Source organism: Lysobacter fragariae, assembly GCF_054779775.1.
In genome coordinates this window covers 58,704-74,078 of the sequence record NZ_BAAGXP010000007.1, presented here as the reverse complement: position 1 = coordinate 74,078, position 15,375 = coordinate 58,704, and the positions used below count along the sequence as shown (strand labels likewise).

Genomic DNA, 15,375 nt, shown 5'->3' with positions numbered 1-15,375 from the left:
TAGGGCGGGTCTTGACCCGCCACCGCGACGCGAGCCGGATCGTGATGTCGGGTCTTGACCCGCCACCGGATGACGGCGGGTTCGCGATGGCGGGTCGAGACCCGCCCTACTCAATGCAGTTCGCGAAGATCCAGTCGCCGCAGCTTCGGCGCCAGCTTCGCCGTCGCTCCGACCACCAGCAGCGTCATGCAACCACCGAACACCACCGACGGCACCAGCCCCAGCAGTCGCGCGGCGACGCCGGATTCGAACGCGCCCAGTTCGTTCGACGATCCGATGAAGATTCCGTTGATCGATGAGACCCGGCCGCGCATGTGATCGGGCGTCGCCAGCTGCAGGATCGTCGAGCGCAGCACCACCGACACACCGTCGCACATGCCCGACAGCATCAGCAGCAGCGCGGACAGCCAGAACGATTTCGACAGCGCGAAGGCGATGATGCACAGCCCGAATCCCGCCACCGCGTACAGCAGCACGTGCCCGGCGCGACGCTGCGGCGGATGCCGCGTCAGCCACAATCCCACGATCACCGCACCGGCGGCAGGGGCGCCGCGCAGGATGCCCAGCGCTTCGGGACCCGCGTGCAGGACATCGGCGATGAACGCCGGCAATAACGCGATCGCGCCGCCGAAAAGCACCGAGAACATGTCCAGCGCCTGCGCACCCAGCACGATCTGGTGGTTGAAGACGAAACGCAGGCCTTCGCCGATGCTGCGGAAGATCGGTGCGCGCTCGGCAGGCGGGGGCGGTTCGGTGACGCGAATCGTGATCACCGCGATCGCCGCCAACAGCGCGAAGGCGGCCGCAACCCCGTAGGCGACGGCCTTGCCACCGGTGGCGACCAGCAGTCCGCCAAGTGCCGGGCCGATCACCAGCCCGGCCTGCATGTTGACGCTGCTGACGCCTGCGGCACGTGCGTAGTCCCGGCGATGCAGCACGCGTGCCATCAGCGACATGTTCACCGGCGCGAAGAACGCACGTACCACGCCGCCCAGCGCGATTGCGGCGTAGATCGTCAGCGTGCCATGGCTCGGGACGAATCCACCGGCTACGCCGACCAGCAGCAGCGCCGTGGCGCCCAGTCCCAGGCACGCCGCCATGCCGAGCTTGCGGCGCGGCAGGTGGTCGACGGCGTAACCGGCGAACAACGCACAACAGAAATACGGAATGACTTCTGCCAGCCCGATCAGGCCCAGGGCGAACGGGTCATGGGTGATCTCATAGATGTGCCACCCGACCGTCACACCGACGATCTGGTAGGCCAGCATCGCCAGCAACCGGTACGCCAACAGGCCGGTGAAACCGCGGTTGCGGAGCAGGGAAGACGTCGTCGTTGCGACGGCGTCGGTCACCTGCTGCCCGCTCCGGGCGTTGCGCAGCCGTCAGCTAAGTGGCTGCGCTGAACCATCCGGCCGTGTCCGGCAGTTGCCTGCAGTTGCGCCTCAGCGAGGCGTCGCGCGCGCGCTCCCCGGGCTGGCGCCGCACGCATCACGCGTACTGCTGCGCCCGGTCGCGGATGAAGCCCAGCAGCGCCGCCAGTCCATTGCTGCGGGTAGGCGAAAGGTGCTTGACCAGGCCGATGTCGGCGATGTAATCGGGCTGGGTCGCCAGAATGTCCTGCGCGCTGCGTCCCGAGTACACGCGCAGCGCGAGGTAAACCAGGCCCGAAACGATCGCGGAGTCGCTGATCGCACGGAAGTCCAGCTTGTCCGCATCGCCTTCGGCGACGATCCAGACCATCGACTGGCAACCGTGCAGGCGGTTTTCCTCGACCTTCCATTCTTCCGGAAAGACGGGGAGTTTGCGGCCGAGGTCGATCAGGTACTGGTAGCGCTCGGCCCAGTCGCTGAAGAACGCGAATTCGTTACGGATGGCGCCCTGGGCGTCGCCGGTGGTCGGTTCGATGGGGAAAGTCGAGTCGTTCATGGTGCCTGCTGCTCCTCCCTTTCGCGTCAGCGAAGGGGAGGGTTGGTGAGGGGGGCTTGGTCGTCTCACGCCCGACGCCAGCGTACTCCCTGGGGTGTGTCTTCCAGCAGAATGCCTTCGGCCACGAGCTGGTCGCGGATGGCATCCGCGCGGGCGAAATCGCGGGACTTCTTGGCCGTCGCGCGTTCATCGATCAGCGCCTGGATGCGCGTGTCGTCATCACCGGTCGTGCCGCGGGCGAACCACGCGGCTGGATCCTGCTGCAACAGGCCCAGGGCCAGCCCGGCGCCAACCAGTTCGGACTTCAGGCGCTGCCTTTCGGCGGGGGCTTCGACCTTGCGCGCCTCGCCGGCGATACGCGCGATCTCCGCCAGCACCGCCGGCGTGTTGAGGTCGTCGTCCAGCGCGGCTTCCACGCTGTCGGGAATGCGCGCGTCGGCCTGCACATCCGCCAGATCGCGCAAAGTTCCGTACAGGCGATCGAGCGTGCGCACGCTCTGTTCGATCAGTCCGTCGGACCATTCCAGCGGCTGCCGGTATTGCGCCGACAGCAGGGCGTAGCGCAATGCTTCCGGCGGCTGCTCGCGTACCAGGTCGTGCACGCGCTGGATGTTGCCGACTGACTTGGCCATCTTGGCGCCGCCGAAATTCAGCATGCCGTTGTGCAGCCACCAGCGTGCGAACGGTTTGCCGCCGTGCGCGCATTCGCTCTGCGCGACTTCGTTCTCGTGGTGCGGGAACTGCAGGTCGACGCCGCCGGCGTGGATGTCGATGGTGTCGCCCAGGTGCGCTTCGGCCATGGCCGAGCACTCGATATGCCAGCCCGGTCGGCCGTAGCTCCACGGCGATTCCCAGCCGGGAAGGTTGCCGGTGGACGGCTTCCACAACACGAAATCGCCCGGATCGCGCTTGTACGGAGCAACTTCCACGCGTGCGCCGGCCAGCATCTCATCGGTGTCGCGACGCGAGAGCTTGCCGTAGCCGTCGAAGCTGGCGACCGAGAACAGCACATGCCCTTCGGCCGCATAGGCGTTGCCGTTGGCGATGAGGCGCTCGATCATCGCGATGATGTGCGGCACGTGGGCCGTCGCGGTGGGTTCCAGGTCCGGCGGACGCACGCCCAGCGCACCCATGTCCTCGCGGTAGGCAGCGGCGAACTTGTCCGTGATGGTGGAGATCGGCACGCCCTGTTCGCTGGCGGCGTTGTTGATCTTGTCGTCGATGTCGGTGATGTTGCGGGCGTAGGCCAGGCCACCGAAGCGGCGACGCAGCAGGTCGGCCAGCACGCCGAAAACCACCGGCCCACGGGCATTGCCGATGTGCACGTAGTTGTAGACCGTGGGGCCGCAGACGTACATCGTCACGCGGTCGGGATCGAGGGGCGCGAAGGCCTCGACGCGACGCGTCAGGCTGTTGAAAAGGTGCAGGCTCATGGGGTTACCGCGTTGGCTGGCGGTCATTCTAGGGCCTTGGACGCTGCCCTCCTAAAGCCGTGATTCAGGGGCCGACGCCGACAGTCGCCTACAATCCCCTTGAGCGGCCGAGCCCAGAAGGCACGCCGGACTGGATGAGTGCTTCGATGATGCGATCCCTGTTGCTGGCAACCTTGCTGATCGGTTTGGCCCTGTGGGCCGGCGCGGCGGGTGCGCAGCAGCACACCATCCTCCAGGCCGAGAACGTCCGATTCGACTACGCCCAGGTGTTGCGGGTGACGCCGGTCTACCAGACCCTCACCGCCACCCGGATAGAGCAGCGCTGCGACCCGGTCGAGCAGAAACCGGCAGGCGCGGTATCGAGGGCCGTGGGCGCGCTCAAGGATGTCCTGCGTCGCCAGCAGGAACAGAAGCAGGCGCCCGCCACCAACTGCCGCACGGTGGCGGTGGAGCGTGAGTTCCGCCGGCCTATCGCCTACGACGTCGACTACGTCTACCGGGGCGCCAAGTTCCGCTCGCGCCTGGCCGATGACCCCGGCGATCGCCTGCGGATCCGCTTTGCGGTCACCCCGGCCGTTCCTGGCGTGCTGACCACCGCGCCTTGATTCAGGCCCCCTGGCCTGAGTCGAGACAGCTGGCCTGCCATGCCCCATCCTGCTGATTCCGGATCGCCATGAGTCCGGGGTTGCGCCACCCTCCCATGCATGCGAGCATTCGCGCCCTCATGAAGTCCACCTGCGCCGCCGCTGACGTGATGACCTCCGCCTGGATGGCGGCGGGCATGACCTCGCGCGCGCGCCGACCGTTGCCGCCATCTCTGGCCGGGTAACGGTGCTGCACGCCATACGCACGATGGCATGACACACGAAAAGCCCAGCCTTCGCGCTGGGCTTTTTTGCTTTTCGGCCCAGCGACATCCCTGATTGTTTCTTGGAGACCGCGATGCAAGCCAAGCCCCACCACCGGCATTTCCTGAATACCCAGGACTGGTCCCGCCCGGACCTGGACGCCCTGCTGACACAGGCCTCGATCTTCAAAGGCAGCAAGGTTGGCGATGAGCTCAAGGGCAAGTCGATCGCGCTGGTGTTCTTCAATCCTTCCATGCGCACCCGTACCAGCTTCGAGCTGGGTGCCTTTCAGTTGGGCGGCCACGCGATCGTGCTGCAACCGGGCAAGGATGCCTGGCCGATCGAGTTCAACCTCGGCACGGTGATGGATGGAGACACCGAAGAGCACATCGCGGAAGTCGCGCGGGTGCTGGGCCGCTACGTCGACCTGATCGGCGTTCGCGCGTTCCCGAAGTTCATCGACTGGAAGTACGACCGCGAAGACATCGTGCTGAAGTCGTTCGCCAAGTACTCGCCGGTGCCGGTGATCAACATGGAAACGATCACCCATCCGTGCCAGGAGCTGGCGCACATCCTCGCGCTGCAGGAGCACTTCGGCACCACCGACCTTCGTGGAAAAAAGTACGTTCTCACCTGGACCTACCATCCCAAGCCGCTCAACACCGCAGTCGCGAATTCCGCGCTGACGATCGCTACGCGCATGGGCATGGACGTGACCCTGCTGTGCCCGACGCCGGACTACATCCTTGACGAGCGCTACATGGGCTGGGCCGAGCAGAACGTCGCCGAGAATGGCGGCTCGCTCAACGTGAGCCACGACATCGAGAGCGCCTACCGCGGCGCCGATGTCGTTTACGCCAAGAGCTGGGGCGCGCTGCCGTTCTTCGGCAACTGGGCTCCTGAAAAGCCGATCCGCGATCAGTTCAAGCATTTCATGGTCGACGAGGCCAAGATGGCGCTGACCAACAACGGCGTCTTCAGTCATTGCCTGCCGCTGCGCCGCAATGTGAAAGCCACCGACGCGGTGATGGATTCGCCGCAATGCATTGCCATCAACGAAGCCGAGAATCGCCTGCACGTGCAGAAGGCGATCATGGCGGCATTGGTGTCGTAGGGCGGGTTTTAACCCGCCGTTCCACAAACCATTCCCACAAAGCGACGGGTCAAGACCCGTCCCGCGAGAAACAAAATGACCAGCAAAGACATCGTCCTCGCCTTCTCCGGCGGCCTCGACACCAGCTTCTGCGTTCCCTACCTGCAGGAACGCGGCTGGAACGTGCATACCGTGTTCGCCGACACCGGTGGCGTGGATGCCGAAGAACGCGCCTTCATCGAACAGCGCGCCGCGGAACTGGGCGTGGCCTCGCATGTCACCGTCGATGGCGGCCCGGCGATCTGGGAGGGCTTCGTCAAGCCGTTCGTGTGGGCGGGCGAGGGCTACCAGGGCCAGTACCCGCTGCTGGTGTCCGATCGCTACCTGATCGTCGATGCGGCGCTGAAGCGTTGCGCGGAACTCGGCACGAAGGCCATTGCGCATGGTTGCACCGGCATGGGCAACGACCAGGTGCGCTTCGACCTTGCCGTGAAGGCACTGGGTGACTACGAAATCATCGCGCCGATCCGCGAGATCCAGAAAGAACACACCGAGGTCCGCGCTTACGAGCAGAAGTACCTGGAAGAACGCGGCTTCGGCGTACGCGCCAAGCAGAAGGCCTACACGATCAACGAGAACCTGCTGGGCCTGACCATGTCCGGTGGCGAGATCGACCGCTGGCAGGCACCGGGCGAGGGCGCCCGCGGCTGGTGCAAGCCGCGCGCCGAATGGCCGTCGCAGGCGTTGCAGGTGAAGGTCGGCTTCGTCAACGGCGAGGCCGTGACCCTCGACGGCGAGAAGATCGAAGGCCACAAGCTCCTCGCGAAGCTCAATGCGTTGTTCGCGTCTTATGGCGTCGGCCGCGGCATCTACACCGGCGACACGACCATCGGCCTCAAGGGGCGCATCATCTTCGAAGCGCCGGGCCTGATCGCTCTGCTCACCGCGCATCGCGCGCTGGAAGAGACGGTGTTGAGCAAGCAGCAGAACCGCTTCAAGCCCGACGTCGCACGCAAATGGGTGGAGCTGGTGTACGAAGGCTTCTTCCACGATCCGCTCAAGACCGATCTGGAAGCGTTCCTGGCCTCCAGCCAATCCACCGTCACCGGTGATGTCGTGCTGGAAACGCAGGGCGGAACGGTCAGCGCGATCGCCATCGAATCCAGGCACATCCTCAACGCCAAGGGCGCGACCTATGCACAGGCCGCGGATTGGGGCGTCGCGGAAGCAGAAGGTTTCATCAAGCTGTTCGGCATGAGCAGCACGCTGTGGGCCGAGGTGAATCGCTGAACTCTCGCTTCGCAGAGAGGTCGCTTTTCCATTGGCCGGACCGTTGTGCGCCGTGAAGCAGATCCTTCGCAGCGCCGAGGATGACAACACATGAGGACGAAATGCTCGACATCGTACTGAAGCACCTGGAAGCCCTGGTGTCCTTCGATACCCGCAATCCGCCGCGCGACATCGGCACGGGCGGAATCTTCGACTACCTGCGTTCGCAGCTCGAGGGTTTCCGCGTCGAAGTGACCGACTTCGGCGCTGGCGCGGTATCGCTGCTGGCGGTACGCGGAAATCCGACGCGCCTGTTCAACGTGCATCTCGACACCGTGCCTTCGTCGGAAGCGTGGAGCGCCGATCCGCACAAGCTGCGCGTTACCGATGACCGCGCCATCGGTCTGGGTGCCTGCGACATCAAGGGCGCGGCCGCTGGATTGCTCGCGGCGGCGGCAGTGACGAAGGGCGATGCGGCTTTCCTGTTCAGTACCGACGAAGAAGCCAACGACGCTCGCTGCATCGCGGGCTTCCTCGCGCAGGCACACGGATTCCGCGAAGCCATTGTCGCCGAACCAACCCTGTGTGAAGCAGTGCTCGCGCATCGTGGCATCAGCTCGGTGCAGATGCGGTTCCGCGGCCAAGCGGGACATGCGTCCGGCGCGAATGCGATGCAGGCCAGCGCGTTGCACCAGGCCGTGCGCTGGGGTGGCGCCGCGTTGGACCACGTCGAATCGCAGGCGCATCAGCGCTTCGGCGGACTCACCGGCCTGCGTTTCAACATCGGACGCATCGAGGGTGGCATCAAGGCCAACATGATCGCGCCGAGTGCCGAGGTGCGCTTTGGCTTCCGTCCGCTGCCTTCGATGTCGATCGAAGCCATGCACGACCTGTTCCGTGCGTTGCCAGGCGGCGCGGCCATCGAGAGCTACAACGAAACGTTCAATGGTCCGCCGCTGCCGGCTGGCGACGTCGCACGTGCCGAGCAGCGTCGCCTCGAGGCGCGCGACCTGGCCGATGCTCTGGACCTGCCCATCGGCAATGCCGTCGACTTCTGGACCGAGGCCTCGCTGTTCTCTGCAGCTGGCCTTACCGCAATTGTTTACGGTCCGGGTGACATCGCCCAGGCCCATACCGCCGACGAGTGGGTCGCGTTCGACCAGCTCGCGACTGCAACCGCCAACTACCAACGCCTGCTGGAGCATTGATCGATGAACGCCCATCTGCAACACGCGACGACTTCCCCCCAGACCGTCCTCACGGGCGATCGGGGGGTACTTCCGATCCGCTGCACATCCGCACGCTGAGTCCCGACTGACAATGACCGATATGCGCAACACGATCGTCCGACTGCTGTCCAACATGGCCAGCGCGAAGGAGATCCAGCAATACCTCAAGCGCTTCTCGCAAGTGGACGCGTCCCGCTTCGCCATCGTCAAGGTGGGTGGCGCCGTGCTGCGCGACGACATGGATGCGCTGGTGTCTTCGCTCGCGTTCCTGCAGCAGGTTGGCTTGACGCCAATCGTCGTGCACGGCGCCGGTCCGCAGCTCGACGAGGAAATGAAGAAAGCTGGCATCGAGAAGCGCACGGTCAACAATCTGCGTGTCACCGATGGGCCTGTGCTCGCGGTGGTGCGCCGTGTGATGCGCGAGGAAAATCTCAAGCTGGTCGAGGCATTGCAGGCGCAGGGCGTGCGGGCGACATCGATCCAGTCGGGCGTGTTCGAAGCTGATTTCCTCGATCGCAACGTCTACGAACTGGTGGGCAAGGTCACGCGGGTCGATACGGATGGCATCCAGGCCGCGATCAAGGTCGGCTCGATCCCGGTCATTGCGTCGCTTGCGGAAACCGGCGAAGGCCAGATCGTCAACGTCAACGCCGACTGGGCGGCGAACGAGCTGATCAAGACGCTCCAGCCCTACAAGATCGTATTCCTGACCGGCACCGGCGGGTTGCTCGACGAACACGGCAAGGTGATCGATTCGATCAACCTGTCGACCGAGTACGAGCACCTGATCGCGCAGCCGTGGATCAACGGTGGCATGAAGGTGAAGATCGAGCAGATCAAGGACCTGCTGGACGTGTTGCCGCTCTCGTCGTCGGTCTCCATCACCCGACCCGCCGAGCTGGCGAAGGAACTGTTCACCCATCGCGGCTCCGGCACGCTGGTGCGTCGGGGCGAGCGCGTGATCAGCGTGGATCGCTGGGACCAGTTGGACCTCGATCGCCTGCGTGGCCTGATCGAATCCGCCTTCGGTCGCATTTTGCTCCCGGATTACTTCGGTCGCACGAAACTGCATCGCGCCTATGTCAGCGAAAACTACCGCGCGGCGGTGATCCTCACCGATGAGGGTGGCTACACGTACCTCGATAAGTTCGCGGTCCTTGATGAGGCGCAAGGTGAAGGTCTCGGCCGCGCCGTGTGGCAGGTGATGCGCGATGAGAATCCGCGACTGTTCTGGCGTTCGCGCCGTGGCAATCCGGTCAATGGCTTCTATTTCGCCGAGAGCGACGGCTGCATCAAGGAAGAGAAGTGGAAAGTGTTCTGGTACGGACTGGAAGGCTTTGCCGAGATCGCCCATTGCGTCGAACATTGCCGCTCGCGGCCCGCGACCCTGAAGGACTGACGTGAGCGCAGAACCTGCCATTGATGCATGGAGTCAGACGCCGACACTGCGCGGCGCACACGTGGCCTTGGAACCGCTGCGCCGCGAACACGCGGACGGATTGCGTGCGGCGCTGGCCGAGGGCCGCCTGTGGGAACTCTGGTACACCAGCGTGCCTCGGCCGGAAGCGGTCGAGGAGTACATCGAAGGTGCCCTGGCCGCGCAATCGCGTGGCGAAGTGCTGGTGTTCGTCGTGCGCGACGCGGCGGGCGATGTCGTCGGCACCACGCGCTACTACCAGCTGGACCGCAAGGTGCCGCGTCTGGCCATCGGATACACCTGGTACGCCACGCGCGTGCAGCGGACCGGGCTCAACACGCAGGCCAAGCTGCTGTTGCTCGGGCACGCCTTCGAGACAATGGGGTGCGCAGCGGTCGGGTTCGAGACCAGCTGGTTCAACCTCGCCTCGCGCACGGCGATCGCGCGCCTGGGCGCCAGGCAGGATGGCGTACTGCGCAACCACATGCGCCACCGCGACGGCACGCTGCGCGACACCGTGGTCTTCTCGATTCTCGAAAACGAATGGCCGGCGGTGAAGGTGAACCTGCAGGGAAGGTTGAGCCAGCATGGCTGAGACATCCACCATCAAGCGCATCGGCATCGTGGGCGCCCGCGGGTACGTCGGATCGGAACTGATCCGCCTAGTTGCGGCTCATCCGCAGTTTGAGCTCGCGTTTGTTTCCTCGCGCGAGCGTCAAGGTCAGTTGCTTCGCGATCACGAGGCGGGCTACGACGGCGACTTGCCTTACGTCGCCTACGGCCCCGACGTCGCAGCGGGGCAGGGAGTCGATGCGCTGGTACTGGCGCTGCCGAACGGAAAAGCGGCGCCATTCGTCGCGGCACTCGACGCGGTGGCGCCAGACACCATCGCGATCGACCTGTCCGCGGACTATCGCTTCGACGACAACTGGTACTACGGTTTGCCGGAACTGACTCGCAGCCGGTACGAAGGCCAACGCCGGATAAGCAACCCCGGTTGCTATGCGACGGCGATGCAGCTGGCGATCGCGCCCATGCTCGACGCGCTGGAAGGAGCGGTGCAGTGCTTCGGAGTGTCCGGCTATTCGGGCGCAGGCACCGCGCCATCCGACAAGAACGATCCGGACAAGCTGCGCGACAACCTGATGCCCTACGCGCTCACGGGTCACGTGCACGAGCGCGAGGTGACGCGCCAACTTGGCCATTCCGTCGAATTCATGCCGCATGTCGCGCCGCATTTTCGTGGACTCACCATTACGGCTAACCTGCACTTGGGGCACGCATTCACCCGCGACGAAGTGGTCGCGCGCTATCGATCCCGCTATGCCGGCGAGCCGCTGGTGCGCGTGGCCGAGGACGCGCCGTGGGTGAGCGCAATTGCCAATGCGCACCACGTGGATATCGGCGGGTTCACGCTGTCGGACGATGGTCGTCGGCTGGTGGTGGTTTCGACCGAAGACAATCTGCTCAAGGGTGCAGCGACACAGGCGCTGCAGAACCTCAACCTGGCTTTCGGGTTCGAGGAAGTCGCAGGTATTCCGCTGTAGGACGCATCCCGATCATTGGGTGGGGACTGCGGTTCGCAACGAATGACAGATCCATCGCTGCGTCCGCGAGGACGGGCGAGGAGATAAGGAGTAAACGATGTCCGATCTGCTCTGGCAAAAACCCGGCGTCAAAGTCGACGCGCGCATCCAGCAATTCCTTGCTGGCGAGGATGTGATCCTCGATCGCGAATTCTTCCTGTTCGACATCGAAGCCAGCCGCGCGCACGCCGAAGGCCTGCAGCAGATCGGCATCCTCGGCGCGGACGAGCTCGATGGCATCAAGCGCGAACTGGCCGCGTTGTCTGACGACTACCGCGAGGGCCGCTTCGCGCTGGACGAGCGCTTCGAAGACTGCCATTCCGCCATCGAATCGCGCCTGATCGAACGCCTGGGCGACGCCGGTCGCCGGATCCACACCGGGCGCAGCCGCAACGACCAGATCCTCGTCGCCACCCGCCTGTGGCTGAAGGATCGGTTGGCGCGTGTCGCCGCTTTGTGTCGGGAATCCGCGGAAGTCGCGCTGGCCCGTGCCCAGGCCGAAAGCACCTTGCCATTGCCCGGTTACACGCACCTGCAGCGCGCGGTGGTGTCGTCCGCGGGCATGTGGTGGGCTGCGTGGGCAGAAGGTTTCATCGACGACGCCGTGCGCGCACGCGACACGCTCGCGTGGGTGGATGCGAACCCGCTCGGAAGCGCCGCAGGCTACGGGGTCAACCTGCCGCTGGCCCGCGACCACACCACACAGGCGCTGGGCTTCGGTCGCATGCAGGTGTCCGCGGCCTATGCGCAGCTGTCGCGCGGGAAATTCGAGATGGCGGCGATCGACGCGCTGTCCTCGGCGCTGCTGGACCTGCGCCGCCTTGCATGGGACCTGAGCTTGTTCACCAGCGCGGAGTTCGGTTTCGTCGCCTTGCCTGCGCAGTACACGACCGGCAGCTCGATCATGCCGAACAAGCGCAACCCCGACGTGATCGAACTGATGCGCGCGACCTATTCCGCCGCCGCCGCCGCGCGTACGGAAATCGAGCAGCTGCTGTCGTTGCCATCGGGATACCACCGCGACCTGCAGTTCTCGAAGGGGGCGATCTTCCACGCCTTCAATCGTGGCCTGGGCGCGTTGGAGCTCCTGCCGGACCTCCTGCGTAACCTCGAGTGGAAGACCGATGCGATGCGCGCCGCGCTGGATCCGTCGATGTACGCGACGGACCTAGCCGTGGACCTCGCGCGTGAAGGGATGCCGTTCCGCGACGCTTACCGGCAGGCCGCTGACCCCACGCGATGGGAGCAGGGTGATCCGCAGCGCAGCCTGGAAGCGCGTGTTTCGCCCGGTGGCGCGGCTGACCTGCGCCTGGAAGTCCTGCGCGACCGTCTTGCCGTCTTGGCGTGATCTGATCCGGTGCAGCGGGATGCTTGCGCCAGGCTGCCGGGACGACGACGATGTGCGCTCCCCAAGGAGCGCACATGGATCTGCTGACACTCGACGACTTCGCCAGCCACGTCAACGAAACGTTCCCCGCGGCGTTGAACGATGGCGAAGTTCCCTTCGTACTGGTGGAAGCCCGTGCGATGCAGGCGCCGCAGATCATTGGCGCGCGCGCACCGTTCTCGCTGCTGTTCCGTAATTCCTCGTCGTTCCTTTTTCCGCAGCAGATCTACCGGATGCGGCATCCGCGCATCGGCGATGTCGGGATATTCCTCGTGCCCGTGGCACGCGAACGCGAGGGTTTCCTGTACCAGGCCGTGTTCAATTGATTCCTGCCCTAAGGCCGGGTTGACGACTCAGGCCGAGTCGTCGGGCCAGTGCATGCGCTGGCAGGGGCCTTCGTCCGCCACGATGACAAATCCCAGCCGTTGATAGAGCCGGCGGGCGTCGGGGTTGTGGTGGTACACGTGCAGTTGCATGCCCACGCCTGCGGCGGACGCCTGTAGCTGGCTGTGGCGGATTAGTGCCGTGCCGATGCCGCGGCCTCGCAGTGCCGGGGAGATCGTGATGTCGACCAGCAGGAAGTAGCCCGACGGGCCGGTTGCATCCTCGCCTGGTGGCTGCACCCAGCGGTCGAGGTAGTAGCGGCCCACGGCACGGCCGCGTTGTTCCAGCACCAGGAAATCCGCTTGCGGATAGTGGTGGACGTAGTGCTGGTGCTGGAGCGCGAACTGGCTGTCGACGAAGGCGCGTCGCGCGGCGACCGGCCATCCTGTCTGCGCGAGCTCGCGTTCGCGCGTGCCGGCATAGAGATCCCGGAGGAAAGGCAGGTCGGATGAGATGGCGGGGCGCAGGCAGAACGCCTGCGCCGCCAGTGCTTCGGGAACCGAAAGGTCGACGCCACCGTTCACGGGGAACGCAAGCAGTGGCGGCGTCGTGACCATGGTTAAGGGAACGAGGGGAAGATGCCTTGCAGCGCGATCGAGAAGTTCACGCCAAGGTAGGGCTGGGTATTCACGTGTGGCTGGCCGTTACCGGCAGGTCCGATGGCAGTCGGGCTGAACCCGGCTGGCGTGCCGCTGAGAACGAAGGGCGAGGTGGTGCCCGGATTGCTCACGGCATTCCCCGCCGCCGGAACACTGGCGCGGTACGACGGATTGTTCTGTGCGTACAACTGCAAGGGATGCTGGTGGGATGGGATCTCGTTGGTCGTCAAGGTGACGGTGCTTGTCCCGAACGTTTCGCCAATGCTGCGCGGAGTGAGCCCTGGCCCCTGGCCCTGGTTGCAGGCCGAACGCGCGGCCAGGTTGGGCAACTGGAACGTGGTCTGGCCGTTGCCGCCGTACTGCGTGCCGAGCAGAGAGAACAGGGCGGTGTTCTGCTGGATGGCCAGGGTGGCGCCATTGCAGAAGGCCCATCCGCGTGGCGCGAAGTTGAAGCCGAACAGCTGGATTTCGCCAATGAAGGGTTCGGTCACGGTGATGCTCCTTGAGGTGGGTGCAAGCGCGCCATGAAGGCGCGGCTGGCAATGCAACGACGGTCAGCCCTGCGACGGGTAGATTCCCGCCCAGGCAATGCAGAACTGCACCGTTAGTGTCGGCATCAGGTTGTCGTGTGGCTGGGTGCCGCCGGCGTTCGATGTCGACTGCGGCGACATCAAGACAGGAGTAGCCCCGGTCAGGTTGGTCACGTACATCGCGTCGCCGCTGGGTGCGCCAAGCAGCAGATTGGATGCGGGCGCGGTTGCCGACGCGGCCGCGCTGGTAGCCACCATCGAGTGCGAATGCGCTGGCATCTGCGTGCCCAGCAGCGTCACCGTCTCGGTGCCTGAGGACTGGCCAATGACGTAGTTGCTCAGTCCAGGTCCTTGGCCTTGGTGTACCGGCAAGCGGCCGCGCATGTCGGGCACGGCGAACGTGGTTTGCCCATCACCGCCGTAGGTGGTACCGAGCAGGGTGAACAGGACTTCGTACTCCGCGATCGACAGGAGGCTGCCATCGCACGCCTGCCAGCCATTGGGAACACGGGAAAAACCGAACAACCGGATCTCTCCGACGAAGGGTTGGCTCATGATTCAACTCCAGAAAGGATGTGGTCGGAACGACAGGGCGCGCATCAGTTGCGCGATGGGAAGATGCCCTGAAGCGCGATGGTGAAGTTGATCGTCTCGTACGGCTGTATGTTGCTGTGCGGCTGTGTGCCGCCCGCCGGAGCTACTGTCGAAGGATCCAGCGGGACGGTGGCCCCGGGCGATGCGTAGATCGCAGCGGTGCTGGTTCCGTAGATTTTTCCGGCTGGGTTACGGGAGGTCCCTGCGGAAGCGGTGCCCTGGAACTGGTGGGTGTGCGCAGGCAGGTTGGTCTGGTTGAGGGTGACGTTCTCCACGCCGCCGACCTCACCCATCGAGACCTGGCTTGGTTGCCAGCCGGGATCCACCGATGAGAAGCCAGCTCCGACCGGAACGCGGCTCATCATGTTGGGCAGGGCGAAGTTGGTAGTTCCGTTTCCGCCGAACTGCGTGCCAAGCAGCGAAAACAACGCCTGGTTCTGGGCAATCGGCAGCAACTGTCCGTTGCAGAGCGCGAAATATTTTGGCGCGAAACCGAACCCCGTGAGCATGATCTGCCCGATGAAGTATTCACTCATTGTCCGTCCTCTGGTTGAGGCGCCACCGCCTGGAGCGCGGTTGCGACTGTCTGCCACGTTCCGGCAATTGGCAATAGGCGCATTTGGTCACTTCCCGGGTTTTCGAGGTTGCACTATCCATTGGCCTGATTTGCTGCTTGAATCCGTTCCCACAGAGCAGTCCGGCCAAAACCGACCGGCCTCACGAGACACGGACAGTCATCCACCGGGACATCACCGGTGCGACGGCGGGTCACAAGACATCGCCAGGAGCCATTGGATGGGCGGGGAATACGGTAAGCAAGTAAATATCGATCGCGGTTGCCGGTAAGGGCGACCACGCGTGGCACCCCTGGTTTCGGGGGTGCGGGGCAGGGCTGCGATCTGTAGCCTGAAAAATGGCGTGTCTGCTTTCGCGAGCGTGGACACCACGAGCAACACAGGGGATGGGCATGGAACAGTCTGGGATCAGCGTCGGGCGCCGGCAGTCGAAGCGGCATGGGGTAGGGGCCTGGATGCGCGGTGTGTTCGCGCTCTTCCTGCTGGTGCTGGGGGCAGGGCCTGC

16 protein-coding genes are annotated in these 15,375 nt (G+C 64.8%); 9 read left to right on the top strand and 7 right to left on the bottom strand.

What is annotated here, in order from left to right; genetic code table 11:
* Window positions 1–110: 110 nt before the first annotated feature.
* The 3 genes from ACYVD7_RS09255 to cysS form a co-directional block, all read right to left on the bottom strand.
* Window positions 111–1,352, bottom strand: coding sequence for an MFS transporter (locus tag ACYVD7_RS09255; RefSeq protein WP_460762059.1), 1,242 nt, complete (start codon window positions 1,350–1,352; stop codon window positions 111–113).
* 136 nt (window positions 1,353–1,488) lie between these two features.
* Window positions 1,489–1,926 carry a SufE family protein gene (locus ACYVD7_RS09250; RefSeq protein ID WP_460762056.1) on the bottom strand — a complete coding sequence of 146 codons (438 nt, stop codon included), beginning with the start codon at window positions 1,924–1,926 and terminating at the stop codon, window positions 1,489–1,491.
* Window positions 1,927–1,991: 65 nt separating this feature from the next.
* Window positions 1,992–3,359 (bottom strand): cysteine--tRNA ligase, encoded by a 1,368-nt coding sequence (cysS, locus tag ACYVD7_RS09245; protein ID WP_460762053.1) that lies wholly within the window; start codon window positions 3,357–3,359, stop codon window positions 1,992–1,994.
* 146 nt (window positions 3,360–3,505) lie between these two features.
* On the opposite strand from cysS, the gene ACYVD7_RS09240 reads away from it, so the two are divergent.
* The 9 genes from ACYVD7_RS09240 (at window position 3,506) to ACYVD7_RS09200 (ending at window position 12,514) form a co-directional block, all read left to right on the top strand.
* Entirely contained in the window at window positions 3,506–3,964 is a 459-nt protein-coding gene (locus ACYVD7_RS09240) for a hypothetical protein (protein ID WP_460762051.1), read from the top strand.
* A gap of 337 nt (window positions 3,965–4,301) precedes the next feature.
* The gene (locus ACYVD7_RS09235; RefSeq protein WP_460762048.1) at window positions 4,302–5,321 is read left to right on the top strand and encodes an N-acetylornithine carbamoyltransferase; all 1,020 of its coding nucleotides are present in this window, start codon (window positions 4,302–4,304) and stop codon (window positions 5,319–5,321) included.
* A 75-nt stretch (window positions 5,322–5,396) separates the two neighbouring features.
* On the top strand, window positions 5,397–6,590 hold the full coding sequence (locus ACYVD7_RS09230; protein WP_460762046.1) for an argininosuccinate synthase: 1,194 nt from the start codon (window positions 5,397–5,399) through the stop codon (window positions 6,588–6,590).
* Window positions 6,591–6,691: 101 nt separating this feature from the next.
* Window positions 6,692–7,777, top strand: coding sequence for an acetylornithine deacetylase (locus ACYVD7_RS09225; RefSeq protein WP_460762043.1), 1,086 nt, complete (start codon window positions 6,692–6,694; stop codon window positions 7,775–7,777).
* Window positions 7,778–7,889: 112 nt separating this feature from the next.
* The gene (locus ACYVD7_RS09220; protein ID WP_460762040.1) at window positions 7,890–9,197 is read left to right on the top strand and encodes an acetylglutamate kinase; all 1,308 of its coding nucleotides are present in this window, start codon (window positions 7,890–7,892) and stop codon (window positions 9,195–9,197) included.
* Between the two features lies 1 nt (window position 9,198).
* Entirely contained in the window at window positions 9,199–9,810 is a 612-nt protein-coding gene (locus ACYVD7_RS09215) for a GNAT family N-acetyltransferase (protein WP_460762037.1), read from the top strand.
* Window positions 9,803–10,762: an N-acetyl-gamma-glutamyl-phosphate reductase gene (gene argC / locus ACYVD7_RS09210; RefSeq protein WP_460762034.1), complete on the top strand. Its 960-nt coding sequence runs from the start codon at window positions 9,803–9,805 to the stop codon at window positions 10,760–10,762. Before ACYVD7_RS09215 ends, argC begins: the two co-directional genes overlap by 8 nt.
* Window positions 10,763–10,859: 97 nt before the next feature.
* Window positions 10,860–12,149, top strand: coding sequence for an argininosuccinate lyase (argH, locus tag ACYVD7_RS09205; protein ID WP_460762031.1), 1,290 nt, complete (start codon window positions 10,860–10,862; stop codon window positions 12,147–12,149).
* Between the two features lie 74 nt (window positions 12,150–12,223).
* Window positions 12,224–12,514: a DUF6916 family protein gene (locus ACYVD7_RS09200; protein ID WP_460762029.1), complete on the top strand. Its 291-nt coding sequence runs from the start codon at window positions 12,224–12,226 to the stop codon at window positions 12,512–12,514.
* Between the two features lie 27 nt (window positions 12,515–12,541).
* Here the strand turns inward: ACYVD7_RS09200 and ACYVD7_RS09195 are convergent, their stop codons facing one another.
* From ACYVD7_RS09195 to ACYVD7_RS09180, 4 genes are all read right to left on the bottom strand, one after another.
* Window positions 12,542–13,129: a GNAT family N-acetyltransferase gene (locus ACYVD7_RS09195; protein ID WP_460762026.1), complete on the bottom strand. Its 588-nt coding sequence runs from the start codon at window positions 13,127–13,129 to the stop codon at window positions 12,542–12,544.
* Window positions 13,130–13,131: 2 nt separating this feature from the next.
* Entirely contained in the window at window positions 13,132–13,662 is a 531-nt protein-coding gene (locus ACYVD7_RS09190) for a phage tail protein (RefSeq protein ID WP_460762024.1), read from the bottom strand.
* 63 nt (window positions 13,663–13,725) lie between these two features.
* Window positions 13,726–14,256, bottom strand: coding sequence for a phage tail protein (locus ACYVD7_RS09185; RefSeq protein WP_460762021.1), 531 nt, complete (start codon window positions 14,254–14,256; stop codon window positions 13,726–13,728).
* Window positions 14,257–14,300: 44 nt separating this feature from the next.
* Window positions 14,301–14,831: a phage tail protein gene (locus ACYVD7_RS09180; protein WP_460762018.1), complete on the bottom strand. Its 531-nt coding sequence runs from the start codon at window positions 14,829–14,831 to the stop codon at window positions 14,301–14,303.
* Between the last annotated feature and the right edge of the window lie 544 nt (window positions 14,832–15,375).

What these genes read in the sequence shown, in the direction of transcription:
- ACYVD7_RS09250 (WP_460762056.1), bottom strand. Translation starts at nt 1,926, where the DNA reads ATGAACGACTCGACTTTCCCCATCGAACCGACCACCGGCGACGCCCAG.
- cysS (WP_460762053.1), bottom strand. Translation starts at nt 3,359, where the DNA reads ATGAGCCTGCACCTTTTCAACAGCCTGACGCGTCGCGTCGAGGCCTTC.
- ACYVD7_RS09240 (WP_460762051.1), top strand. Translation starts at nt 3,506, where the DNA reads ATGATGCGATCCCTGTTGCTGGCAACCTTGCTGATCGGTTTGGCCCTG.
- ACYVD7_RS09235 (WP_460762048.1), top strand. Translation starts at nt 4,302, where the DNA reads ATGCAAGCCAAGCCCCACCACCGGCATTTCCTGAATACCCAGGACTGG.
- ACYVD7_RS09230 (WP_460762046.1), top strand. Translation starts at nt 5,397, where the DNA reads ATGACCAGCAAAGACATCGTCCTCGCCTTCTCCGGCGGCCTCGACACC.
- ACYVD7_RS09225 (WP_460762043.1), top strand. Translation starts at nt 6,692, where the DNA reads ATGCTCGACATCGTACTGAAGCACCTGGAAGCCCTGGTGTCCTTCGAT.
- ACYVD7_RS09220 (WP_460762040.1), top strand. Translation starts at nt 7,890, where the DNA reads ATGACCGATATGCGCAACACGATCGTCCGACTGCTGTCCAACATGGCC.
- argC (WP_460762034.1), top strand. Translation starts at nt 9,803, where the DNA reads ATGGCTGAGACATCCACCATCAAGCGCATCGGCATCGTGGGCGCCCGC.
- argH (WP_460762031.1), top strand. Translation starts at nt 10,860, where the DNA reads ATGTCCGATCTGCTCTGGCAAAAACCCGGCGTCAAAGTCGACGCGCGC.
- ACYVD7_RS09200 (WP_460762029.1), top strand. Translation starts at nt 12,224, where the DNA reads ATGGATCTGCTGACACTCGACGACTTCGCCAGCCACGTCAACGAAACG.
- ACYVD7_RS09195 (WP_460762026.1), bottom strand. Translation starts at nt 13,129, where the DNA reads ATGGTCACGACGCCGCCACTGCTTGCGTTCCCCGTGAACGGTGGCGTC.
- ACYVD7_RS09185 (WP_460762021.1), bottom strand. Translation starts at nt 14,256, where the DNA reads ATGAGCCAACCCTTCGTCGGAGAGATCCGGTTGTTCGGTTTTTCCCGT.
- ACYVD7_RS09180 (WP_460762018.1), bottom strand. Translation starts at nt 14,831, where the DNA reads ATGAGTGAATACTTCATCGGGCAGATCATGCTCACGGGGTTCGGTTTC.